Origin of the sequence: Streptomyces sp. NPDC102270 (assembly GCF_044766405.1) — a bacterium.
In the GTDB taxonomy this organism is placed as follows: domain Bacteria; phylum Actinomycetota; class Actinomycetes; order Streptomycetales; family Streptomycetaceae; genus Streptomyces.
Genome location: NZ_JBIWLX010000028.1, coordinates 1 through 23493, shown reverse-complemented (window position 1 = coordinate 23493; position 23493 = coordinate 1). Strand labels below are relative to the sequence as shown.

21 protein-coding genes and 4 pseudogenes are annotated in these 23493 nt (G+C 71.8%); 18 read left to right on the top strand and 7 right to left on the bottom strand.

Annotated features, from left to right (window positions below; translation table 11 throughout):
* The first annotated feature begins 626 nt into the window (after window positions 1–626).
* The 13 genes from ACIRP7_RS40920 (at window position 627) to ACIRP7_RS40860 (ending at window position 15226) form a co-directional block, all read left to right on the top strand.
* Window positions 627–791 (top strand): hypothetical protein, encoded by a 165-nt coding sequence (locus ACIRP7_RS40920; RefSeq protein ID WP_403670646.1) that lies wholly within the window; start codon window positions 627–629, stop codon window positions 789–791.
* A complete protein-coding gene (locus ACIRP7_RS40915; protein ID WP_403670643.1) occupies window positions 788–1987 on the top strand; it encodes a DUF4255 domain-containing protein in 1200 nt (399 codons plus the stop codon). Before ACIRP7_RS40920 ends, ACIRP7_RS40915 begins: the two co-directional genes overlap by 4 nt.
* Entirely contained in the window at window positions 1984–2268 is a 285-nt protein-coding gene (locus ACIRP7_RS40910; protein WP_403670640.1) for a hypothetical protein, read from the top strand. The genes ACIRP7_RS40915 and ACIRP7_RS40910 overlap by 4 nt, the downstream gene beginning before the upstream one ends.
* A complete protein-coding gene (locus tag ACIRP7_RS40905; protein WP_403670637.1) occupies window positions 2265–2906 on the top strand; it encodes a hypothetical protein in 642 nt (213 codons plus the stop codon). The genes ACIRP7_RS40910 and ACIRP7_RS40905 overlap by 4 nt, the downstream gene beginning before the upstream one ends.
* Window positions 2907–2938: 32 nt before the next feature.
* Window positions 2939–3265 (top strand): LysM peptidoglycan-binding domain-containing protein, encoded by a 327-nt coding sequence (locus tag ACIRP7_RS40900; RefSeq protein ID WP_403670634.1) that lies wholly within the window; start codon window positions 2939–2941, stop codon window positions 3263–3265.
* A complete protein-coding gene (locus tag ACIRP7_RS40895) occupies window positions 3262–4383 on the top strand; it encodes a hypothetical protein (RefSeq protein WP_403670631.1) in 1122 nt (373 codons plus the stop codon). Before ACIRP7_RS40900 ends, ACIRP7_RS40895 begins: the two co-directional genes overlap by 4 nt.
* Window positions 4380–4919, top strand: a complete 540-nt coding sequence (locus tag ACIRP7_RS40890) for a phage baseplate assembly protein V (RefSeq protein WP_403670628.1) — start codon at window positions 4380–4382, stop codon at window positions 4917–4919. The genes ACIRP7_RS40895 and ACIRP7_RS40890 overlap by 4 nt, the downstream gene beginning before the upstream one ends.
* Window positions 4920–4926: 7 nt before the next feature.
* Window positions 4927–5280, top strand: a complete 354-nt coding sequence (locus tag ACIRP7_RS40885) for a hypothetical protein (protein ID WP_403670625.1) — start codon at window positions 4927–4929, stop codon at window positions 5278–5280.
* A gap of 5 nt (window positions 5281–5285) precedes the next feature.
* Window positions 5286–5648 (top strand): GPW/gp25 family protein, encoded by a 363-nt coding sequence (locus tag ACIRP7_RS40880; RefSeq protein WP_403670623.1) that lies wholly within the window; start codon window positions 5286–5288, stop codon window positions 5646–5648.
* Window positions 5645–8446, top strand: a complete 2802-nt coding sequence (locus tag ACIRP7_RS40875) for a putative baseplate assembly protein (protein WP_403670620.1) — start codon at window positions 5645–5647, stop codon at window positions 8444–8446. The genes ACIRP7_RS40880 and ACIRP7_RS40875 overlap by 4 nt, the downstream gene beginning before the upstream one ends.
* Window positions 8443–11658: a putative baseplate assembly protein gene (locus tag ACIRP7_RS40870; protein ID WP_403670617.1), complete on the top strand. Its 3216-nt coding sequence runs from the start codon at window positions 8443–8445 to the stop codon at window positions 11656–11658. Before ACIRP7_RS40875 ends, ACIRP7_RS40870 begins: the two co-directional genes overlap by 4 nt.
* A complete protein-coding gene (locus ACIRP7_RS40865; RefSeq protein WP_403670614.1) occupies window positions 11655–13796 on the top strand; it encodes a hypothetical protein in 2142 nt (713 codons plus the stop codon). Before ACIRP7_RS40870 ends, ACIRP7_RS40865 begins: the two co-directional genes overlap by 4 nt.
* Before the next feature lie 68 nt (window positions 13797–13864).
* Complete coding sequence (locus tag ACIRP7_RS40860; protein WP_403670611.1) at window positions 13865–15226, top strand: DUF6519 domain-containing protein; 1362 nt, start codon at window positions 13865–13867, stop codon at window positions 15224–15226.
* A 19-nt stretch (window positions 15227–15245) separates the two neighbouring features.
* Here the strand turns inward: ACIRP7_RS40860 and ACIRP7_RS40855 are convergent, their stop codons facing one another.
* From ACIRP7_RS40855 to ACIRP7_RS40840, 4 genes are all read right to left on the bottom strand, one after another.
* Window positions 15246–15629, bottom strand: coding sequence for a hypothetical protein (locus tag ACIRP7_RS40855; RefSeq protein ID WP_403670608.1), 384 nt, complete (start codon window positions 15627–15629; stop codon window positions 15246–15248).
* 258 nt (window positions 15630–15887) lie between these two features.
* Complete coding sequence (locus ACIRP7_RS40850) at window positions 15888–16370, bottom strand: hypothetical protein (protein WP_403670606.1); 483 nt, start codon at window positions 16368–16370, stop codon at window positions 15888–15890.
* 52 nt (window positions 16371–16422) lie between these two features.
* Window positions 16423–16875 (bottom strand): peptidoglycan-binding protein, encoded by a 453-nt coding sequence (locus ACIRP7_RS40845; protein WP_403670603.1) that lies wholly within the window; start codon window positions 16873–16875, stop codon window positions 16423–16425.
* Window positions 16876–16986: 111 nt separating this feature from the next.
* Complete coding sequence (locus ACIRP7_RS40840; RefSeq protein ID WP_403670602.1) at window positions 16987–18264, bottom strand: esterase/lipase family protein; 1278 nt, start codon at window positions 18262–18264, stop codon at window positions 16987–16989.
* A 269-nt stretch (window positions 18265–18533) separates the two neighbouring features.
* Here ACIRP7_RS40840 and ACIRP7_RS40835 point away from each other — a divergent pair.
* The 3 genes and pseudogenes from ACIRP7_RS40835 to ACIRP7_RS40825 all read left to right on the top strand — a co-directional run.
* Window positions 18534–18872: pseudogene (locus ACIRP7_RS40835) on the top strand (transposase); the annotation flags it as partial.
* On the top strand, window positions 18871–19068 hold the full coding sequence (locus ACIRP7_RS40830; RefSeq protein WP_403670758.1) for a winged helix-turn-helix domain-containing protein: 198 nt from the start codon (window positions 18871–18873) through the stop codon (window positions 19066–19068). The pseudogene ACIRP7_RS40835 and the gene ACIRP7_RS40830, both read left to right, overlap by 2 nt.
* Window positions 19065–19778 (top strand): annotated as a pseudogene (locus ACIRP7_RS40825) (transposase). The gene ACIRP7_RS40830 and the pseudogene ACIRP7_RS40825 overlap by 4 nt, the downstream one beginning before the upstream one ends.
* Before the next feature lie 6 nt (window positions 19779–19784).
* On the opposite strand, the gene ACIRP7_RS40820 reads toward ACIRP7_RS40825, so the two are convergent.
* A complete protein-coding gene (locus ACIRP7_RS40820) occupies window positions 19785–20477 on the bottom strand; it encodes a transposase family protein (protein WP_403670599.1) in 693 nt (230 codons plus the stop codon).
* Window positions 20478–20497: 20 nt separating this feature from the next.
* On the opposite strand from ACIRP7_RS40820, the pseudogene ACIRP7_RS40815 reads away from it, so the two are divergent.
* Window positions 20498–21015, top strand: a pseudogene (locus ACIRP7_RS40815) (transposase); the annotation flags it as partial.
* A gap of 337 nt (window positions 21016–21352) precedes the next feature.
* On the opposite strand, the gene ACIRP7_RS40810 reads toward ACIRP7_RS40815, so the two are convergent.
* Complete coding sequence (locus ACIRP7_RS40810) at window positions 21353–21808, bottom strand: hypothetical protein (protein WP_403670597.1); 456 nt, start codon at window positions 21806–21808, stop codon at window positions 21353–21355.
* Window positions 21809–22038: 230 nt separating this feature from the next.
* Window positions 22039–22147: pseudogene (locus tag ACIRP7_RS40805) on the bottom strand (IS5/IS1182 family transposase); the annotation flags it as partial.
* 282 nt (window positions 22148–22429) lie between these two features.
* Here ACIRP7_RS40805 and ACIRP7_RS40800 point away from each other — a divergent pair.
* Window positions 22430–23493, top strand: a 1064-nt coding sequence (locus tag ACIRP7_RS40800) for an ISAs1 family transposase (protein WP_403670594.1), incomplete at its 3' end; no start/stop codon positions are given.

Here is a 23493-nt window from a genome sequence, read left to right as displayed (position 1 = left end):
CTTCCGGCGAACTGCAGGCCTCGCCCTCCGCGCCGTCAGCAGCGCACTCCGTGTCGGCCTCTCCCCCGCCCTACCTGCGCTCACGTGGGATCCGCGAGTACCCGGACGTGTCATCGCAGGAGCCGATGCCCGGCCCCGAGGCGGCGCGGGAACCGGAGCCGTGGCCGCAGCCGGGCGTGGCTCCCGATGTCCCGCGCGCTCCAGGACAAGGACCTGCCGTGCGACGTGCCCACGTCGGTGGCTCCGCCGGGACCCCCTCCGCGCCGACACACCGCAAGTCGACCTCCGCCACGCTCCCCGTGGCACCAGCGGCCGCCGACACCGCCGCGGCCACCAAGGTCGCTGAGATCATCGAGGCCGCTGAAGCCACCGCGGCGTCACCGGGCTGCCCCGCCGCACCCCGCGTTGCCGGGAGCGCGCCGTCCCCGCAGTCGTCCGCCGCCTACCCCGTCGCGGACACGCCCCGGACGTCTTCGCCTCCGAGCTCGCCTTCCGCACCCGCCCGACCCGCCCGTACCGCGACGCCCGTCACCAGTCGGCCCGCCTCCGTGACGCGCCGGCCCCCCTCCGACTCGCCGGCGGCGCCCGGCCACCCCGTAGCTCCACCGGTGCCAACCGCGCCGGGCGTGGGAACCCCGGCCCCGGCCGCGCAGCCCGCGGAGACCGTCGTACGCGTCACCATCGACCGTCTGGTCGTGCACACCACGCCCGCCGAGCCTGTCGTCGACGCCTCGGCTCCGCAGCGGCGTTCGCGGCTGAGCCTCGATGAGTACCTCGGGAGGCGACCGTGAGCGACGCGCTCGCCATCGCCGCGGTGACGGAAACCCTGCGGGCCGTGCTGGGGGAAGCCGTCCAGCGCGCGGTGTCGGGCGCGAAAGTGACGGTCCGTCACCCCGAGGGCGCGGGCGACGCCGACGCCGCGCGCACCGGACCGGCGCTGAACGTCTTCCTGTACAGAACCGACGTCGACGCGGCCTGGCGGAACACCGACCCCGTCGGCACGCACCCCGGTGAGACCCGCCACCCGGCGCTCGCGCTCGCCCTGCACTACCTGTTCTCCGCGTACGCGCCGCCGGGTGACGACTCCACCATTCCGGAGCGGCTGATCGGGGCGGCGATGTCGGCGCTGCACGACCGGCCCGAGCTGCGCACGGACGATCTCAAGGCCGCCGCAGACTTCAGCGATCTGCACCTGCAGCAGGAACCGGTGAAGCTCACGCCGTCGGCGCTGACGGCCGACGAGATGTGCCGCCTGTGGACGTCCCTGGGCGGCGGCTACCGGCTGTCGGTGGCCTACGAGGCCCGCGTCGTGCTCATCAACAGCTCCGCTCCCGGACGCACGCCCCTGCCGGTGCTGCGTCGCGGGGAGGCCGGGGCCGGGCCCGTGGCGGCGCCGACGGCGGCGGCGCCGTGGCCGGTGCTGGATGCCGTCCGGCCCTCGGTCGCCGCACCGGGATCCGACATCGTGCTCAGCGGCAGCGGGTTGGCCGCGGGAGCGCCGAGCGTACGCCTGACGCACATGTTGCTCGGCGGGCCGCCGGTCGTGCTGCCGGCCCGCGCCGACAGTGCCGACGCGGTGCGCGCCACTCTGGGCGAGGACCTCGGTGCGGGCTGCTGGTCGGCGGTCGTCGTGCTCACCGCTGCCGACGGCGGCGAACGAACCACCCGGCCTCGGACACTGCATGTCGCGCCGCGTGTCACGAGCCCCCTGCCGCTGACCGCCGTACGGGACCCGGAGGGAGCCGCGGTGCTGGAGGTGCGTTGCGCACCCGCTGTTCACCCGGGCCAGCGGGTGGAACTGCTCGTGGGCAGTCGGCCGGTGCGAGCCGAGCCCTTCACGCGGGCCACCCGAACCCTGCGGTTCCGGCTGGCCGCGGGCGCGCCGGGGCGGTATCCGCTGCGCCTTCGCGTGGACGGGGTGGACAGCCCGCTGACCGACGGAGACACCGAGCGGTTCGACGCCGACACGGCGGTGGTGATCACATGACGACCAGCCGTGTCGAACTGCGCATCCGCCGGCTTGAGCTCGATGCGGCCACCGCGCCGTCCCGGGCGGCGCTGTGCGCGGCCGTGGAGGCGGAACTCGCGGTGGGGCTCGGCCTCGCCCCCGCCAGCGACGCCGACCGGGGGAGGGCCGGCCGTTGCACCGTACCGGCGGATGCCGCGGTCGCTGCCCTCGGCCGGCAGGTCGCTCTGGCCGTCATGCGGGAGCTGGGCGTCCGCGAGCCGGCGCGGCCACGACCGCGGGCAGGTGAGCGCAGGCCATGACCTCACCCGCGCCTCGGCGGGGCGGCATCGTCTTCCTCGATCCCGAGCAGGGACGTGTGCTGCGCGTCGTTCCCTTCCAGTACAACCCCGATAGCATCACCCACACGCTCCGCCCGCGGGGCATCGGCGCGGATGCCGGGGACCGGCTGGAGGCATTGCGGTTGCAGGGACCGCCCCGCGAGACCTTCCGCATCGACGCGGAGTTCGACGCCACCGACCAGCCGGGTGCGGCGGGCGGTCCCGCGCCACCCGCGGAATCCGGGCTGTTCGGGATGCTGTCCGCGCTGGAGACGGCCGTCAGTCCCACGGCCGAGCAACTGACCCGGCAGAACGATCTGGCCGCCAGGGGAATCCTGGAGATCGCCCCCGTGCAGGCCCCACTGCCGGTGCTGGTGCTCGGCCCGCGCCGGGTGCTGCCCGTCCGGATGCTCGACATCGACGTGACGGAGGAGGCGTACGACGGGGAGCTGAACCCGATCCGGGCGCGAGTGACGCTCACGGTGCGGATCCTCACCGTCGACGACGTCGGCTTTAGCCACCGGGCGGGCGGTCTCCACCTGCAGTACCAGCAGAGCAGGGAACGCTTCGCGGGACTCGTCGGATACGGCCCCGGAGCAGTCGGCTACGCGGGGGGCTGAGCCGTGCACCACCAGACCGGAGGAGGTCGGGCATGATCGAGCCCAACAGCAGGTACCACGCGGTACCCACCACCACGTACACGTTCCCGGACGGCAGGACCGTCGCCCACCTGCGCCGCCGCTTCCTGCCCCGACCCGAGGAACTCACAGCCGTGGGTGAGCACGTCGTCGCCGCTGGGGACCGGCTGGACCGGATCGCGGCCCGGCGGTACGGGGATCCCGAACAGTCGTGGCGGATCGCCGACGCGAACAGGGCGATGCGTCCGGACGAGTTGACCGCCGTGCCCGGCCGGCGGCTGCGGATCACCCTGCCCGCCGAGGCGTCCGCGTCGGGCGTCGGCGGCGGGTCGGCCCGGTGACGGCCCACGCCCTGCACCTCATGCTGCTCGTCGGGGACGTCGTGCCCGCTCCGGCCCCGGCGGCGCTCGTCGACGCGCTGCACGGCGCGCGGATCACCTCCGCCAGCGGCCGAACCGGCGGCTTCCAGCTGACCTTCGCCGTCAGCACCGGATCCGAGCCGGCCCGGGCCGTCATGCCGGACGGGGCGCTGCACCCGAAGAAACGCGTCGTGGTCGCCGTGGTCCTGGCGGGCCGGTGCCATGTCCTCATGGACGGGGTGATCACACATCAGGAGATGCACGCCGCGCGGGAGCCGGGCCGGTCGTTCCTCGTCGTCACCGGCGAGGACCTGTCGGCGCTCATGGACCTGAAGCATGTCAGGCGCGCGTATCCCGGGCTGGCGCCGCACCTGCGGGCGGCCACGGTCTGCGCCTCGTACGCGCAGTACGGCATCACACCGCGGGTCGTGGCTCCGGTGCTCACCGACCAGCCGAACCCGCTGCTTGACATTCCGGTCCAGTCGTCGACCGATCTCGCCTATCTGCGGTCGCTGGCCGCGGATGTCGGACATGTCTTCCACGTCGAACCCGGCCCCGCGCCGGGCGTCAGCACCGCCTACTGGGGCCCGCAGAACCGCGACGGTGCCCTGCAACCGGCCCTCACCACCGGCTGCGGCGCCGCCGACAACGTGGAGGAACTGACCTTCGCCTTCGACGCCCTCGCCGACTCCGACCTCCGGACCCACCGCCTCGAACCGCCGTCCACGACCGCCTCCGAGATCACCGCGCCCGAGCCGCGACTGCTGCGCAAGAGCCTCGCGGCGAGCCCCGCACAGGTCCTGCGCACCGGCACGCTCGGCGGCCAGACCGGCCGCACCCTGACCAGGACGCTGCTGGCCGGACTCGGCAGCCGACTCGCCACCGACGCCGTCACCGGCCGCGGCACGCTCGACGTGCTGCGCTACGGCCATGTCCTCGGCGCCCACGGCCTGGTGGGCGTGCGCGGAGCCGGACGGGCGTACGACGGACGCTACTTCGTGGCAGGCGTCACCCACGACCTCACCCGCGACACCTTCAGGCAGCACTTCACGCTGGTCCGCGACGGACTCGGCGCCGACACCCGGACGGTGACCCCATGACAACAGCGACAACAGCCCAGACGAGGCAGTGGCACGGCATGTACGAGGGTGTCGTCGTCTCGGCCGTGGACCCGACCGGAGTCGGCAAACTCCTGGTGCGTGTCCCCGAGGTACTGGGCGCCGAGGCCGCCGTGTGGGCCGCACCCTTGACCCCGCTGGCCGGCTCGGACTGCGGCATGTACGTGGTGCCGCCCCCGGACTCCGGGGTGTGGGTGCGGTTCCTCGACGGGGACCCGGAGCGGGCGGTGTGGGTCGGCTTCCGGCGGGGCGGGTCGGGGGACGTCCCGTCGGCCGCCAAGTCCGCGCCGCCGGGCGTCCCGCAGATCGTCCTGGCCACACCCTCCGGGAACGCCCTGGTGATCAGTGACGTGCCGGGCCCCGGCGGGGGCATCAAACTCCAACTGCACGGGGAGAACGGCCCGTTCATCAGGATCAACGAGACGTCGATCGAGATCTCGTGCGGGCCCGGACTGGCCACCGTCCAACTGGCCGGACCTCAGGTCACCGTGAACAGCGGCGCGTTGACGGTGCTGTGAGGAAGCCATGCCCGGACTGTTGCTCCACTACGGCGCCCTGATGATGTGCGCCCACCCGCCCGGCCTCGTGACCATCCCCGCACCGGTCCAGCAGCGCGTCCTGGTGGGCCCTCACCCGGTCGCCACCAGCGCCGACACGTTCCTCGTGGCCGGGTGCAGCTTCCCGGCCGCCACACTCGGCGCGCCGCCCTGCACGAGCATCACCTGGCTGCACACCTCGACCCGGGTGTTCGTGGGCGGCCTGCCGGCCCTGCTCCAGCCGTCCCCGCCCGTCGGCGTCGCCCCGGCCATCGGTGTGGGCACACCGCCGCCGAACCCCCCGACGGTGCAGGCGATGCAGCTCAGGGTCCGGGGGATGTGACTGCGATGGACATCGAGTTCCCCTACCGGTTCGACGCGCGCGGCCGCACGGCGACGGCCAGCCACGCCGACCATGTGCGGGACATGGTCGAACTGGTTCTGTTCACGAGTCCGGGAGAGCGCGTCAACCGGCCGGACTTCGGGTGCAACCACCTCGACCTGGTCTTCGCCGGCAACAGCCCCGAGCTGGCCGCGACCCTGGAGGTGACCGCGCAGGCGGCGCTGCAGCGCTGGCTCGGCGACCTGCTCACCGTGGAGTCCCTCACCGTGACCTCGGAGGAGGCGAAGCTGCACGTCCACGTCGCCTACGTCCTCACCGCGACCGGCGAGCACCGTACCGTCACAGTGAGCGGAGGAGCACTCTCATGACCGTGCTGGACAGCCCGGACGACGACCTGCGCGCGAGGGGACCGGCCGGTATCGCGGAGGTACGGGCGCACCCGGACCGGCGGACGTTGACCGTCACGTTTTTCGGCGCCCTTCCACAGCGCGTGAACCGCAACAGTTTCCTGATCGAGGGCGGGCGGCGCGTCGGCGGCGTCCGCGTCGTGCGGGTCACCCCCGAGGCCGGACCGGAGCCGGACGGCGACGGCGTGACCCGGCTCCGGCTGGACCTGGACCGGCCCGGCGACGACTCCACGTACCGGCTGCGGCTGCTGGGACGCGGCTTCCACGGCGCCCACGACCGGGCGGACTTCACCTTCCACCCCGGTGTGCGCCGTCCCCCGCAGGGCGCGCCGCGTACCGTCCCCGCGGACGGGCCGCCCGCCGGCCCGGCACCCGCGATCGACTATCTGGCCAAGGACTACGCCAGTTTCCGCCGCCTGCTCCTGGAGCGTCTGTCGCTCACCCTGCCGCAGTGGACCGAGCGGCACGTACCCGACCTCTGGGGCACTCTGGTGGAGCTCCTGGCCCACGTCGGCGACCGGCTCAGCTACCAGCAGGACGCCGTGGCCACCGAGGCCTACCTGGACACCGCCCGGCTGCGCACCTCGGTGCGGCGGCACGCCCGCCTCGTCGGCCACGCCATGCACGACGGCTGCGCGGCCCGCACCGTCGTCTGTGTCGAGGCGTCCGCGCCACTGACCGTGCGGACCGACGACCTGGCGTTCACCGCGCTGCCGGAGGACGCGGGCGCGCGGGCCGGCGGCCCGACCATGCCCCGGGAAGCGCTCACCGCCGGACCGCATCCGGTCTACCAGCCGCTGGAACGGCGCACGGTGCGGCTACGCCCGGAGCACAACGGCGTACCTCTGTGGGCCTGGGGGCAGGACGCGTTCCGGCTGCCCGTCGGCACCACCCGGGCCGCCCTCCTCGACGGGCACGGCGGACAGCGCGCGCTGCACCTGAAGGCCGGTGACCTTCTCGTCCTGGAGGAGACGCACGGCCCCGGTGGCGGCGCACCCGACCCCGGCCACCGGCAGGCCGTCCGCCTCACCCGCGCCACCTGCGACGTCGACGCGAATTCCGGCATCCCCGTCGTGAAGATCGCCTGGGCGGACGAGGACGCCCTCGCCTTCCCGCTGTCCGTGCGGAACTCTCCCGGACCCGACGGCCGGCCCGGCGCATCCGTCGTGGCACGCGGCAATGCCCTCCTCGTCGAACACGGCCTGGACAACACCTGGCTGCCCGGCGGGGACACCGACGGGACCATCAAGGTGCCGGAGGCGCCGGACGGACCGGACGGTGCCGCGCGGACGCGGCCCTTTACGGCGACGGTGCGCGGCACGCCCGTCACCTGGTCGCCACCGCACCCCCGCCCGGCCGACGTCGCCGCTGCGCAGGCCCGCCGGCTGCTCGACCTCGCGGGCGAGGCACGCGACCGCCTGCGCGATCTCCACCACGAGGCGGCCAGGCTCGACGAGGACGACCGTGGCTTCCTGCGGACGTGGTTCGGCGCTTCCGTGGTCGGCGACCTCGCCGACGCCGCCGACCGCCACGAGACCGTCGCGCGGCTCCTGTCCCGCTTCGACGAGTTGCTGGAGCCCAAGCTGCGCCGCCTGGACACACTCGTGCGCCGGGCCCGGTCCGGATACGTCCTCGATCCCGCGGACGCGACCTGGGAACTCGGACAGACCTGGGGCCACGGGGCCGCGGAGGCCCTGCACCGCGACAACCCCGCGCTGCACGGCCCGGCCCGCTCCGCTCTGCGCCCCGATCCTCGTGAGGCGCTGCCGGTGCTGCATGTGACGGAGACCGACGAGACGGACGGTGCCGGGGCTCGGTGGACCCCGCGCCGGGACCTCCTGGGGAGCGGTCCCCGCGACCGCCACGTCGTGGGTGAGACCGACGACGACGGGGTACTCACCCTCCGCTTCGGAGACGGCCGGTGCGGACAGGCGCCCCGCCCGGGAACCCAGCTGCGCGTCACCTACCGGGTTGGCAACGGCCGGTCCGGCAACGCTGGCAGCGAGGCCGTCAACCGGATCACCCACCGGGACACAGAGCTGCCGTCCGTGACACGCGTGCGCAATCCGGTGCCGGTGACCGGCGGCACCGATCCGGAGCCCGTGGCCGAGGCGCGGCTGGCCGCCCCCCGCGCCCCCTTCCGCACGCTGCTGCGCGCCGTCACCGCCGAGGACTACGTCACCCTGGCCGCGGGCCATCCCGAGGTGCAGCGCGCCGCCACCACCCTGCGCTGGACGGGGAGCTGGTACGAGGCCGACGTCGCCCTCGACCCGGCGGGCACCGCCGTGCCGTCGGCGTCGCTGCTGGCGGACGTGCGCGCCGTGCTGGACCGCTACCGGCGCATCGGTCACGACGTCGTCACGCGCCCCGCCCTGCTGGTCCCGCTCGACGTGGCGCTGTACGTGCTCGTCGACCCGCACTACGTCACCGCCCATGTGCGGGAGGCGCTGCTGCGCGGCTTCCTGCCGGGACGCCGGCCCGACGGCACGCCGGGGTTCTTCGACCCGTCGGCGCTGACCTTCGGCACCCCGGTGCGGGCCAGTGCCCTGGTGGCGCTCTGCATGGGCGTGCCCGGCGTCCGGCACGCCGAGGTGACGCTGCTGCGCAGGTTCCGGGCCGCCGGAGCGGAGGCCGAGGGGGCGGACGTACCGCCCTCCGGGGAGCTGCGCCTGCGCCCTCTGGAGATCCCGCGGCTCGAGGGTGACGTCACCCGCCCGGAGAACGGGCGGCTGACCCTGCGTCTGAGAGGCGGACGATGACCGGCACCCCCACCGGTGGACAGGGTCCGGGCGGGCGCGGCCCGGCCCGGGTGTGGAACCGGCCCGGACTGCCCGCACTGTCCTATCGCGTGGGCAGCCACCAGGAGTTCCTCGACGCGATGCTGGCGCGGCTGTCCCCGGCCGGCGACCGGACGCCGCTGGCCGCGCTGACCACTCGGGAGCCGGACGATCCCTCGATCGCCCTGCTCGACGCCTGGGCCGTCGTCGCCGATGTGCTGACGTTCTACCAGGAGCGCATCGCCAACGAAGGGTTCCTGCGCACGGCGACCGAGCAGGAGTCCTTGACCCGGCTCGGGCGGCTGGTCGGTCACCGGCCGCGCCCGGCTCTCGCGGCGGCCACCCATCTCGCCTACACCCTGGACGCCGGGACGTCCTGCGTCGTACCGGCCGGCTCGCAGGTCAGGAGCGAGCCCGAACCCGGCGGGCTGCCCACGGTGTTCGAGACCACCCGGGACCTCACCGCCAGGGCGGAGTGGAACACGCTGCCCGTGCGCACCACGCTCCCGACCACGCTCACGCCCGACGTCGCCACCGGCATCGGTTCGGTCGACGTGGACGGGGTGCAGCACGCCCTGCGCCCCGGTGACCGCCTGCTGTTCACCTATCCCGACGCGCGCCTGAACCTCACGCGGCTCGTGGCGGGCGTGGAACGGGATCCCGCGCTGGGGCGGACCACCGTGCGGCTGCGGGTTCCCGACCCGCCGCGGCAGCTGGACAACGCGGTGGAGGCGCTGAGGGAGGACATGGAGGAAGCCGCGGAGCGGGCGTCGTCGCGGGGGCCGTTCGAGGACCTGCTGGACATGCTGCGGGACGTGCGGCAACGCGCCGAGGAGCTGCGCGATCCGCACACGCTCGCGGCCCGGCTGGACCGCAGGCTGCGCCGGCTGCGTGAGCGTCTTTCCGACCTCGGCGACGACGTGGACGCGGACGCTCTGGCCGAGCGGGCCGCCGTACGGCTCGCGACCGTCCAGGATGCCGTCCGGCGCCTGACCGAGGAGCCCGCGCTGACGGCACCGGCCGGCGGGGAGGCGCTGCTGCGGGACCTCGGCAGCCCCGGCGGGCGGGTCGTGCACGCGGTGGACCCGCTGCTGCACGCACTCGGCCCGGGAAAGCCGCCGCCCCAGCCGTCTGTGGCGGTCACCGACGCCCTGGGCGCCGGGTCCGACGCGCTGCCCCGGCTGCTGGCGGGCAACCGGCCCGGGCTCACCGAGTCCCTGTTCCAGGCGCTGTCCGCCGCCTCCCTTCCGGCCACGGCGCCGCCGGGCGTGCAGCACTTCCGTGTCACCGCCACCCCGCTGGGCGCCTCGATCCCGGACGACGGCCGGGTGAAGCGGCTGCTGCGCGCGGCGGCGCCGTCCCCGGCCGAGGGAGGCGGCCCGCTCGCGAACGACGTTCTGCTGCTGGACGCGGTGCACGAGGAGATCCAGCCGGGCAGCTGGATCGCCGTGCAGGTGGCGGGCCGGATGCGCATCCGCGTCATCCGGGTCGTCGAGGTGGGCAGGCTGTCCGTCGCCAACGACCAGGACGCCCTGCGGGTGACGCGGCTGCGGCTGGCCGAGCCGTGGACCGAGGACTGCGAGGACATCTCGGTCCGGCGGGCCACCACCGTGTGGGCGGCCGGCGAGCCGCTGGTGCTCGCTCCTTCGCCCGACACCGCCGACCTGGCGGGCGGCACCGTGCCGCTGGACGGAATCTTCGAGGGGCTGGCCCCCGGAAGGCTGCTCGTCGTCTCGGGCGAGCGCGCGGACGTCGTGCCGGAGGACGGTACGGCCACCGGTCGCCGCGCGGGCGTGCCGGGCTCCGAACTCGCCGTCCTCGCGGGTGTACGTCACGCCTTCGACGGCACTTCCTGCGACGACCGGGTGCGCAGCACGCTGCTGCTGACGGCGCCGCTCGCGCACCGCTACCACCGGGACACGGTCGTCGTGCACGGCAATGTCGTCCCGGCGACCGCGGGCGAGACCGTCACCGAAGTGCTCGGCAGCGGTGACGCCGCCCGGGCCGGCCAGGTACTACCCCTGCGGCAGGGCCCGCTCGTCTGGCTGCCGTCGGCGAGCGCCGACGGCGGCGAGGAGGCCCTCACGGTGCGCGTCGACGACGTGGCGTGGCGGCGGACCGCCGACCTGAGCGAAGGGGGGCCGACGGCGCGGGTGTTCAGCCTGCGTGCGGGCCCCGGCGGGCGGGCCGCTGTGGAGTTCGGGGACGGCCGGCAGGGCGCCCGCCTGCCCTCCGGCACGGAGAACGTCACCGCCCGCTACCGCATCGGCGGCGGACGCGCCGGCAATGTCGCGGCCGGCCGGATCAACCAGGTCGTGAGCAGACCACTCGGCGTCAGCGGTGTCACCAACCCGCTGCCCGCGACCGGCGGGGCCGACGCCGACGGCCCGGCGGAGCTGCGCCGGGCCATCCCCCTGCGGCAGGCCGCCTTCGACCGGCTGGTGTCGGTGCGTGACTTCCAGTCCTTCGCCCGCGCCTTCGCGGGCGTCGGCAAGGCCGTGGCACGCCGCTGCGTGGACGGCGGCCGCCCGGTCCTGCACGTCACGGTGGCGGCCGCCGACGACGCCCCGCTGGACGCCTCCTCGCCCCTGCTGAACGCGTTGCGCACGGCACTGCGCCGGTATGGCGACCCCGTGCTGCCGGTGCGGGTCGAACCGTGCGAGCGCGTACGGCTCGTGGTGGTGCTGGGCGTGCGCACGGCCCCCGGTCACCTCCCGGAGAAGGTCGAGCGGCGAGTGCGCGAGGCGCTGGCCGACCGCCTGGGATTCGCGGGGGCGCACCTGGGCCATCCCGTGTACCTGAGCGCCGTCGTCGCCGCCGCGCACGCGGTTCCCGGCGTCGACTTCGTCGACGTCGACGCCTTCGGGGGCGTACCCGAGGGCGCGGACGCGGCCTCCGTCGTGCGGTTCGCGGAACACCCCTCCGTCGTTTCGTGCGTTCCCGCCCTGCCCGCCGGCCCGCGCGCGGGCCGCGACCCGGTGCCTTCCGGCGCCGCGGAGGGCGGCACGCCGGACCCGGCCGCCGCCGTCGACGCCGCGCAGGCCCCGACGGTGCTGCTGCGGCATCCGGTTGCCGCACGCCCGGTCGGCCGCCGGACCGCCGGGGCCGCGCCGCGCCCGGTCATGCGCCCCGCCCAGCTGGTCCTGCTCGACCCAGCCGTGCCCAGCACTCTGATCCTGCGGAGGATTCCATGACCCCCGACGAGCTGTACGCGCTGCTGCCCACCGTGCACCGCCGGCGCGACGCGGAGGAAGGCGGGCCGCTGCGCGCTCTGCTGACGGTCGTCGCCGAACAGGTCGCCGTCCTCCAGGAGGATATCGAACGACTCTACGACAACTGGTTCATCGAGACCTGCGACGACTGGGTCGTGCCCTACATCGGGGACCTCGTCGGGTACGAGATCCTGCCCGGTATCGCCGCCGCCCTGTCCGACGACACCTCCCGGGGCACCGGCCTGCCGGCCGCCGCGGTACCGCGCCGCGATGTCGCCGACACCGTCGTCAACCGCCGCCGCAAGGGCACCCTAGCGCTGCTGGAGGACCTCGCGTCGGCCGTGGCCGCGTGGCCCGCGCGGGTCGTCGAGCACCGCCGTCTGCTGTGCGTCACACAGCCCGTACGGCGCTGCACCTCCGAGGCCGGGTCCGGGCGCAGCAGATCGGCGCGCGGCGGACTCGTCGAAGTGCGCCGCCCCGCCGCCCTGGACCGACTGGGCGGCCCCTTCGACGAGTTCGCCCGCACCGTGGAGGTACCGCGCGCCGGCTCCGCCCGCCGTCCCGGCCGCTACGGCATCCAGTCGGTCGGGCTGCACCTGTGGCGGCTGCGCCCCTACTCCGTGACACGCGCCCCCGCGTACTGCCTGGACCGCGACCGGGCCTGCTACACCTTTAACGTGCTCGCCATCGACACACCCCTGTTCACCGCCCCCGTGCCGGAGCCGTCGAGCTGTCACGTCGCGGACGAGACGAACGTGCCGGAGCCCATCGGCCGCAGGGCCCTCGCCGAGCAGCTCTACGACTACTACGGGCCCGGCAAGAGCCTGTGCGTGTGGACCGGCCCCGACGCCGTGGACGATGTGGTGCCCCTCGACCGGATCGTCGCCGCCGACCTGTCCGGCTGGCAGTACCGTCCCCGTGCCGGACAGGTGGCCGTCGACCCCGTCCTCGGCCGCCTGATGCTCCCGCCGGGCACGGCTCCCGCCCACGGCGTCCGGGTGACGTACCACCACGCGTTCTCGGGCGACCTCGGCGGCGGCGAGTATCCCCGCCCCGAGCCCGCGCCGGCCGACAGCGCCGAGCGCTACCGGGTGGGTCCCGACGAGGACCATCGCAGCATCGCCGACGCGCTCGACCACTGGCAGGCGGCGAAGCAGGGTCACCCGCACAAGGCGGAGGCGATCGTGGAGATCACCTCCAACGATGTCTGGACGGATCCGGGCGATATCCGCCTCGCCCCGGGAGACCGGCTCACGCTGCGCGCCGCCGACGGGGTCCGTCCCGTCGTCCGGCTGCGCGGCCGGCACGGCGACGACCGTACGCGCGCGCTGACGATCACCGGTCCCGAGAACGGGCTCCCGTCTGAGGCCACGGCGCGCATCGTCCTCGACGGGCTGCTGGTGACGGGCGGCTGCGTGCGCGTGCGGGGCGGCGTAGACCGTCTCGTCGTCCGGCACTGCACGTTCGTGCCGGGCTGGGAACTGGAGGGGCAGGGCATGCCCCTGGCGCCGGGGGCGCCCAGCCTGGACATCGCCGAGAGCCCGGTCCGCACCGAGATCCGGCACAGCGTCCTCGGCGCCGTCACGGTGGCGGGCCGCGACGGGGGGGAGCCCAACCGGGTCGACGTGTACGACAGCGTGCTGGACGCGACCCTGCGCGAGGCGACGGCCCTCGGCTCTGCGGACGGTGGCCCCGCGGACGTCGTCCTCACGGCCCGGCGCACCACCGTCATCGGGTCCGTGCGCGCCCGAGTGTCGGATGTGCTGGAGAACTGCCTGCTGGACGGCGAGGTGCGGATCGACCGATGTGACCGGGGCTCCGTACGGTTCTGCTGGCTTCCGCCGGGCTCAGTGACGCCGCCCCGCTTCCACTGCGAACCCGACCACTCCGGCGATCCGGAGCGGGTGGTGCTGCGTTTCGCCAGCTCCCGGTACGGCTCACCCGACTACGTGCGGCTCGCCGACACCTGTGCCGAGAAGATCCGCCGCGGCGGCGACAACGGCTCGGAGCCCGGCGCGCTGCACCACCTCTTCCAGCCGCAGCGGGAGGACAACCTGCGCACCAGGCTGGCCGAGTACACGCCCGCCGGATGCGACGCCGGGCTCTTCTTCGCCACTTGAGTCCCGTCCGGAACCGCCCCGCTACCACCCCATACCGTCCACCCTCGGACCAGGCAGGAAGCACACGCATGCACGGCGACTTCTCCCGCGTCATCTTCGATCCCGCTCGGCGTTTCTCCTCCGTACTGTCCCAGCAGGGCCGGGTCCAGCTCGACGCCGACTTCAACGAGCAGACGGCGATCCTCCTGCGCTACGTGCGCACCCTGGCCGCCGACGTGCTCGGTCCCGCGGCGTACCCGCCCGAACCGGACGGCATCGGTGGGTTCGGGATCGACCGCTACGACGGGGATACCTTCACCGTGGCCCCGGGGCGCATGTACGTCGACGGCATCCTGTGCGAGTGCGACGACACCGACTACTGGGACCAGCCCGACGGTCACCTGGACCCCGAGCGCGACCAACTGCCCACCGGGCCCTTTCTGGTGTACTTGCGGGTGTGGGAGCGGTTCGTCACCGCCCTGGAAGCGCCGTGGATCCGGGAGACGGCCCTTGGTCCGAACGGCCCGGACACGACGGCGCGCACCCGGGTCGTCTGGCAGGTATGCGTGCTCCCGCTGGAGTCGGGCTCGTTCACGCCCGACATGCACAGCGCCGCACGCTTCCTGCGGGACCGCGTCCGTGGCCGTTTCGAGCCGCGCGGCATGCTCGCCGCGCGGACCCGGCCCGAGGAGGCGGCCGCCGCGCCGAGCGAGCCGGTCCCGTCGTCGGGCTACCGGGGCCCGGAGAATCAGTTGTACCGGGTGGAGGTGCACCGGGGCGGCAGGGAGGGCACGGCGACCTTCAAGTGGTCGCGGGAGAACGGCTCCGTGGTCCTGCCCGTCCGGGGCGTGTCCGGGACGCAGGTCGAACTGGAGACGCTGGGCCGGGACGACAAGCTGGGCGTGGACGTCGGTGACGTGGTGGAGATCGTCGACGACGCCGTGGTCTGCCGCGGGGCGTCGGACCGGCCCGACGAGGACTGCGGCCGGCTGTACACCATCCAGAAGATCGACTACGACGGGTACCGGGTCGCCCTGGACGGTGATGTCGCCGACGACCCGTTCCACCGGTCCGCCGGCCAGGTGCCGACTCGTCATCCGCTGCTGCGCCGCTGGGACCACGGAAGGAGCGGGTGGGACGGCGGGCATGCGGATCCGATGGGCCTTCCCCTGCGCGAGGGAGAGTGGCTGCCGCTCGAGGACGGCGTCGAGGTCCGGTTCGAGCCCAGCCAGGACAGGCCGCGCGTCTACCGCCGCGGCGACTACTGGCTGATCCCGGCCAGGGTTCTCACCGGTGACGTCGAGTGGCCCTGCGGTCGCCAGGGGCAGCCGCTCAAGCGCCGCCCGCACGGCGTCCACTACTACTACGCCCCGCTCGCGTTCCTGGAGCCGCGGGACGGCGACGACTTCCGGCTGGTGGATCTGCGGGTGCCGTTCGCCCCGCGGCGATAGGGCCGGCGCGGCGACCGGGTCAGCGCCCCGCGAACGCGAAGAGGTACACGGCCCAGGCCGCGAAGAGCACGAACGCCAGGATCCCCAGGACCACGGGCGTGGTCCGGGCGGACACCTCCGCTCCCGTCGTCAGGTTGTGCAGACGCTTGACCCGCAGCGTGCCGCGTTTCACCTTGCCCTGGGCGCGCACCCGGTCCCCTTCGTTGACGGCGCCCTCAAAGGAGTAGCCGCGCATCTCGACGGGGACGAGCCGCAGGGGACGTTCCTGCCAGTCGTGCACCTCCACGCGGAAGTTGCACACGACGGTCGAGCTGGTGTTGCCGGAACTGCCCTGCACCTCGGTGCGGATCCGCACGTTCCGCGCCACTCCCTCGACCAGGCCGCTGCCCGCCAGGGTGCCCACCGGGAGCGGCGGGACGGGCGGTCGGGGAGGCGGATCGTTCCGGACCGGAGGCGGTGTGGCCGGGGGCGGTGGGACCCGTCTGGGTGGGGGCGGAGGCGGGGGTGGAGGCGTCCAGAGGATTCTCCGCCGTGCCGGCCGCGGTTCCGGCCCCTCGCCGTCGTCGTACAACGGGACCCAGGCACCGCAACGACGGCACCGCTGCGCGTCGGGCGGCACCTCGGTGCCGCACATCTCGCAAGCCCAGGCGCCGTCCACGGTCTAGTCGACCCGGTTGGTGACGTAGTAGACGGAACCCTCCACGGGTGACGTGGCGAGTTTGGCGATGGGTCCCTCCCCACGCTCGGAGACCTCAATGCGGATCGAGCCCAGCAGGTCATCGCTGGAGACGTCGTCGAAGTCCCACAGGGAGAGGTTCTGCACGAACTCGACCGGCACGGTCACGCCCAGGGGCTGGGTCTGTCCCGATCCGACCGTCCCCGTCGAACCGTTGCCGGGCCAGACCGCGTTGTCGAGGTCTCCCTCGGTACTCGTGGTGATGTACAGGTTGTCGGGGTCGCCCCGGGCGGCGTCGATTGCCGCGACGGCCTGGGGAACGGACGCGACGAAGTCCTGCAGGGAGGTCCCGATGCTGCTCAGGGGGATCTTGCCGGCCAGGGCGCCCACCGCCTGGTTCACGGACGCGTCGGTGCCGGTGGCCGCGTGGATGCAGTAGGCGTCGAGGATGGTCGCGGTGGCTGACATGGTGCTTCTCCTGTCGTGGTGCTGTGGTCCTGGTGTGTCGTCCTTGGTGCGGTCAGCCCGGGACTTCCATGAGCCGCCGCCATGTCTCGTTGCCGACCATGCCGTCCGCGGTCAGACCGTGGTTCGCCTGGAACCAGCGCACGGCCTCGTCGTTGCGCGGGCCGAAGTTGCCGTCGACCTCAAGGGGCGGGGTGCGGCCGAGTTCGTTCAGGCGCCGCTGGATGTTCTCGACCCCTTCTGCCACGGTCCCCCGCCGGGCGAACGGCTGGTCCGCGGCGACGCGTTCGGCGCGTCCGGGATGGTCGGCCAGCCATTGCGCGACGTCTCCCGGCAGAACGCCGGGGCCGTGGGTCTGTCCGGGCCGCCATCCCTCGATCTGCTGGATCACGGAGGCGAACGCAGTGAGTTGGCCGTCGTCGAGGGAGCCCAGCGTCGTGTCGGTTCCGACGCCGAGGGCGCCGGCGACCTTCTGGGCGAGGATATTGACGACATCGGCGGGTTCCATGTCCGGTGCTTCAGGCCAATGCATGCTTGCCTCCGAAAGTGGAGCGGGGTGGCTGGTGGTCCTTTGACACGGTCATTTCCACGGTGTCGCGGTGAGCCGATCGCGGCCCTCTCACCCAGAATCGACCGTGCCGAGTCGGGCAGGGGGACGTGGACCCGCCACACTCCGCCGCCCGATTCCTCGTCGTCGGCGGGGCGCGGCGTTCCGGTGGGCCGGTGGTCGCGGATCGTGCCGGCGATGACCGAGTTCCAGTCCGCCCACACGCCGGGACGGCCGGTCGGCGGTCTGCTCCAGGTGGTCCTTGAACCACAGGAGCCCGTCACGCATCCGCAGCGAGATGATCCGCACCTCCAGGGCGTAGCGCATGGTGGTGCTGTCGGCGGGACGGGAGGCGCCGCTTCGCAGGAAGGTGGTGGCGAGGGTGACGGGCGCGGCGGACGCGCCGTCGGCATCGGGCGGCGGCAGCGGGAGCGGGCACCACTGGGCGGCCTGCCGTTCGTGCATGACGACGGGCAGGCCGCGCACGGCCAGCTTCACCTCCGCCTGCCAGGTGGCGTGCTCGCGGTCGCCGGACAGCCGGTGGTCGACGAGGTCGGCCTCGACCCTGGTGTCGCCGAAGAGGAAACGTCGCAGGTTCTGGTAGCCCTCCTCGGAGTTCACCAGCCCGTACCGGCCGCTGTGGCTGCGGTGTACGTAGGCCCGGTGGGCGCGTGGCACGTAGGCATTGTCGATCTGCACCAGCCCGTCGCTGCGGGCGCCGACAGCGAACGAAGACAGGCCGAGCGCGACCTCGTATTCCGTGGGATTGGTGCCGATGAGGCAGAACACGCGCGAGAGGGGGAAGGAGCCCGGCCCGTCGGGCATCTCGCGCGCGCTCCAGCCGTGCGGCGGATCGGGCTGTCGTGCCAGTACTGCCTTCGGGGTCAGGTACTCGTACATGCGCCGCCGTCCGAAGATGTCCGCCCCGTTGATGCCGATGGCGTCGCGCAGCTGCTCGACGACGCCGAGACCGACGTCGAAGGTGATGCCGCCGTGCGGGGTGCCGTAGGTGAACAGTTTGTCCACGCAGTCCGCCGGTGCGCGGCCGAGGTCGGGCAGGATCTTCTGCAGCAGGCAGCGGCAGACGAGCCCGCCCATGGAGTGCGCCACTAGGTGGACCCGGGGTGCCTTCGTCTTCGCCCTGAGGGTGTCGATGAGCCACAGCAGGTCGGACGAGGCGTCTTCGAGACGGAACTCGCGGGGTGCGCCGCCCCACGTGGTCGCGGACTCGTCGTAGAAGCGGTGGACCCAGATGCTCGCGGCCGGGATGTCGTCGTGCGTGTCGAGGTAGGCCTCCTGGCTTCCCTGGACGAGGATCTCGTAGCCCTCGTCCAGGAGCAGGCGCAGCAAGGGGCTTTCGAACTGGTGGAATTCTGGTTTATTCTGCGGCCCCACCCTGACATGTGTCGATCCCTCGTTGAATCCGTAGAACGAATCCTTGACGACACTGTTCACACCGGAGGTACCGCCTGCGTATCCCCTGACGTAGACGATGGGGATCTCTACCATGTTTTTCAGTCTAGGCTCCATGCGGTCCGGCAGCCACTGAAGAATTCGTTTCGAATTCCACCAACCTCCGTTTCGGGAAAGCTGATTGCAGCAGCCGCCATCGAAGACGGTTGGCAGGAGACTGGGAAAACAACGGATCGGCCGCTTCGGAAATCGCCACGCTGCACCGGCTGCGTGAGCGCGATCCCGAACTCGACCGGCTCACTCTTCACGTCAGGAAGTTCGCCGCGATGATGACCGGCCGCCACGGCGACCGCCTCGAAGAGTGGATCACCGACGTCGAACGGGACAGTCTGGCTCCGCTTGCGGGCTTCGCCCGCAACCTCCGCCGCGACTTCGACGCGGTCCGCAACGGGCTGTCTCTGCCGCACAGTTCCGGCGCCGTCGAGGGCAACATCAACCGGCTGAAGATGCTGAAACGCCAGATGTTCGGCAGGGCCAGTCTTGATGAGAATGGCCTTGTCGTCGATCGCGCAGATGCTGCACCGGCACAGCTTCAGCCACCAGCTCCCGGCCCGCCGCGCGGTGGAGGGCAACAGGGAGGCCGTCACCCGCTGGGTGAAGGAGACCTGGCCCCAGGTGGAAATACCGCGGCGGCGCTCGGGGGCTGGATCTGCTTCGAAGACGAGGCCGGCTTCTCGATGACGCCGCCCACGATGCGGACCTGGGCCAGGCGCGGGCACACGCCCGTCATCCGGGTGCGGGGACGTTCGCAGCGCCGGTTCTCGATCGCCGCTCTGACGCGTAAATACCAACCGGCGTGGGCAAAACCGCAGGTAGCTGACCAGCTGACCTCCGCCTCCTGCGTTGCCGCCCCCGCGATGCAGTGTTGATCAAGGGCCACGGGGTGTTCAGCGCGCCCATTTACCCGCCCCACGGCGGGCGGCGAAGCCGCCCTGGGTCGCTGACCTGCTACAAGCAGGGCGAGCGGTCGCGTCTGATTTTCAGGCCCAAGCGGCATGTCGACCACCAACAGGGCGGCAGACGCATTTCACCTGGACCGAGTACCGGGACCTGCTGATCGATGCCCACCAGCAGCCCGGCGCCCTAATCGTGCTCATCTGGGACAACTTGAACGTGCACAAGGATGCCAGGCTGGAGGCGTTCATCGACTCCACGACTGGATCACCAGCTGCTTTCTGCTGGCCTATGCACCTGACCTCAACCCCGTCGAGGGCATCTGGTCGCTGCTGCGACGCAGCAGCCAGGCCAACACCGCCTTCACCGACCCCGACCACTTGATGCGAACCCTCAGACAGGGCCCGCGCCAGATCCAGTACTGCAACAACGTCATTGATGGCTGCCTCGCCGGAACCGGCCTCACCCTGACGACATCACGCCAACAAAGTCAGTGAGGTCTTTCAGCGTTGCCGCTCCAGGGTGAGGACGGCGGCGGCGATTGACGTCATTCGATTCGGGCTGCACCGGGCCCTGCGGAAGATCCGCCATGACTTCAGTCGTGCGACACCACGCTCGATCGGTGCCCGCGCTGCGGACAGCGCACGGTTGATGGTCTGTTGCGTGGGTGTGAGGTCACGGCCCGGCGGGCGTCTGAGGGCCGTCGTCACCCACGGGCCGGCTCCCATATAGGCACGGTCGGCGAGAACCGGGACGCCCTGGCGCTCACAGATCCGGATGATCCTGTGGGTGCGGGCCGCAGTGAGGTCGTGCGCACGGCCGGGCAGTGCGGGCGAGATCCACAGCAGCCGCCCGGCAGGGTCGGTCACCACCTGCACGTTCACCCCGTGCCGACGGTGCTTGTGGGAGAAATCGGCCCGGCTGTCGCCGACCCGGTCGCACTCCGCCAGCGTGCCATCCAACAGGACGTAGTCCGGATCGGCCTCGCGCAGGGCACGCAGCAGGCCGGGCGCGCGGTCGGCCAGCAGGTCGACGACGGCTGCCACGTAGGCGTGCGCGGTGCCGACGGAGATACCGAACCCGGCAGCGAGCTGGGCGAGGGTGTCGTGCCGGCGCAGGTACACCAGGCCGACCAGGGCACGCTGGTGCGGCGGGAGCTTGCAGCGGCGGTCACCCTCGCGGGTGACGATAAGCATCGTGACCCCTTGTGACTGCTCTGCCGGGCGAGAAGCGAGCCGTCAAACTCGTGTGCGACCTCGCGCATCAACTCCTCGCGCTCGACGAGTGGATCAAAGACACCGACCGGGAGATCCGCGGAGCCTTCCACCTCGACGAGCGCGCCGAAGTCATCCATCCCTGCCGGGCATGGGACCCATCCTCGGAGCCGAGTTCCTCGCCATCGTCGGGGAGCTGTCCAGCTACGCAGACGCCGGCCGCCTGGCCGCACACGCAGGACTGGCCCCGGTGTCACGCGACTCCGGCCGTCGGACCGGTAACCACCATCGGCCCAAGCGATACCACCGCCGCCTGCGACATGTCTTCTACATGGCCGCCCAAACCGCCATGATGCGCCCCGGACCCTCCCGGGACTACTACCTCAAAAAACGCGCCGAAGGACTGATCCACACCCAGGCACTGCTCGCCCTCGCACGCCGCCGAGTCGACGTCCTCTGGGCCATGCTCCGCGGCAAGAGGCACTTCACCCCCACCCCACCAGCTCCCAAGTCGGCTTGACACCATCATTGAGACTCACTCGACCAGGGCATGAGGCAGGTCGAGTGCGGCAGAATACGGAACCAACGCGGCTCCTGTGCCTGTGGGTTGAGACTTCGAACACCTCCCCCAACGGCACGGGAGCCTCGTGCGTTGCGCACACCGCCGGCATCACCCGATCAGTGGCAACTTTGAAACAGCTCAGTAATTCACACCACCCGAGTTACATCGTTGGCTGGCCCCCCCCCGGCGCGGTTCGCATCCTGTCGGGGGCGGGGGACGAGCGGCGAGACCCCCACCTGTCTTGGTAGGGGGCTCGTCCAGTAGCGGCACGGGCGGAGATGTGCCCTTCGCGGGCTCAACGGCTCTTGTACATCGTGACCGTGAAGCTGACCTTCTTACCGTTGTGGTAGTCAGTGCTGTCCCACACCGAGATGTGAGACCTGTCCTGCATCCGCAGCTGCAGCACCTCATCGGCGTTGCTCCAGTTGTATCCGACGAACTGGAAGTTCGGCTCGGGACTGTCTCCCATTCTCCTGTTTCCCCAGCTGCAGATATGCGACGAGTCATTCTCGCAGACGGACCAGGCCCTGGCGTACAGGTGGCAGTCCTCTCCCTGCCATACGTCGATACGCTCCAGCCTGGCGTCGGACGAGCGCCATGTGCCGTTGAACCGGCTGGCGGAGCACGAGGCGGCTGCTTCTTTCGTCGAGGTGACGGTGAGCACCACCGAGAGGGAGAGCGTCAGGGCGGCCGTCAAGAGCACGGCCATGATCTGGCGTAGTGGAATGCGGGCAGAAGAAACCTGTGTCATCGTGAACCTCCGATAGCGGGTCGCAGCGCGGGGCATCCCGCCGTCACACGACGCGTCGTCCCCCTACTTCGGCTGAACGCCACCCATTCGGGTTCAGATCATTCAGCTCTTTACCCCTACCCATTCCAGAGCAGCACTCCGCAATCTTGATCGCAAGTCAGCAGAATTTTACATTTCGCGCACGATTCAATAATGAATGCGATCCAAAGTGGATCGGTCAACGAGCTTCCTCAGCCTTGACGCTCCAGGGTGAGGATGACTTTTGGCGATTGACGTCATGCAGTTCGGACTGCACCGGGACCTGCGGAAGATCCGCCAGGATTTCAAGCGGGCGACGCCCAGGGCTCCGTCAAGTTCCGTGCTTGCGTGGAGGGTTGACGATCAGGCCGGTAGGGGCGGATGGCAGAGCAGGCACGGGGGTTCGTGATCATTGTGGTGTCGAAGCCAGATGCTCACGAGGACGTCCCGTGCCTGCTGTTGCAGCTTCCCCTATCCCTGCCGTGTTGGAGAAGCTGGGGCCGCTGGATGCGGACCGGATCGCCGACCTGGGCCCCTACCTCGAATCGGTTCCGGATCCGCGCTCACCCGGGCCGGTGGTACTCGCTGACGGCGATCTTGCTGATGTGTGCTTGCGCGGCCGTCTGCGATGCGAAGAGCATCGATGAACTCGCCGAGTTCGGCGAGCGGGCCACGAACTCGCTGTTGGCATCCCTCGGGGTACGCCGTCACCTGCTCGGCTGGCGGCGCAGCCCCAAGCCGGTCACTCTCGGACGCGTCCTTCAGGCACTTGACGGCGACGCCCTGGACCAGGCTGTGGGCGCCTACCTGGCCGACCGGCACCGCATCACCGCGTCCGCGGACATGCCCGAGACCCGATCGCGGCAGATCATCGCCGTGGACGGCAAGGCCCTCATGGGCTCAGCCCGCCTGGCCGCGCCGCGGCGCCACCTGCTCTCGGCGGTCACCCACGACCGCGTCGCCACGATTGCCCAGGTCGAAGTCGGTGCGAAGACCAACGAAGTGGGCCACTTCAAACCCCTGCTGGCACCGCTCGACCTCGCCGACACCGTCGTCACCTTCGATGCCCTCCACTCGGTGAAAGCCAACATCACCTGGCTGGTCGAGACGAAGAAGACCCACTACATCGCCGTCATCAAGACCAACCAGCCCACCGCCTACGCCCAACTCGCCGCCCTGCCCTGGACCTCGATCAAGGTCCAGCACACCGCCTCCGCCACCGCCCACGGCCGCCGCGAGTCCCGCTCGATCAAAACCTGCGCTTTCGCCGACCACCTCGGCGGCATCGCTTTCCCCCACGCCTACCTCGCCATCCGGGTCCACCGCCGCCGCAAGCCCACCGGCCGGCCCGAAACCCGCGAGAACGTCTACGCGGTCACCAGCCTCGCCGCCCATCAAACCCGCCCCATCGACCTCGCCGCCGCCATTCGCGGGCATTGGGGAATCGAAAATTCTTCCCACTACATCCGAGATGTCACGTTCACTGAGGACGCCTCGACCATTCACACCGGCACTTCATCCCGCGTCATGGCCACCATCCGCAACCTCGCCATGGGCACCCTGAAGATCCTCGGAGCCGACAACATCGCCAAGACCACCCGCGCCATTCGCCACGAACCCGAACGAGCACTCGCCATCCTGGGCATCACCAACAACCCAGACACTCA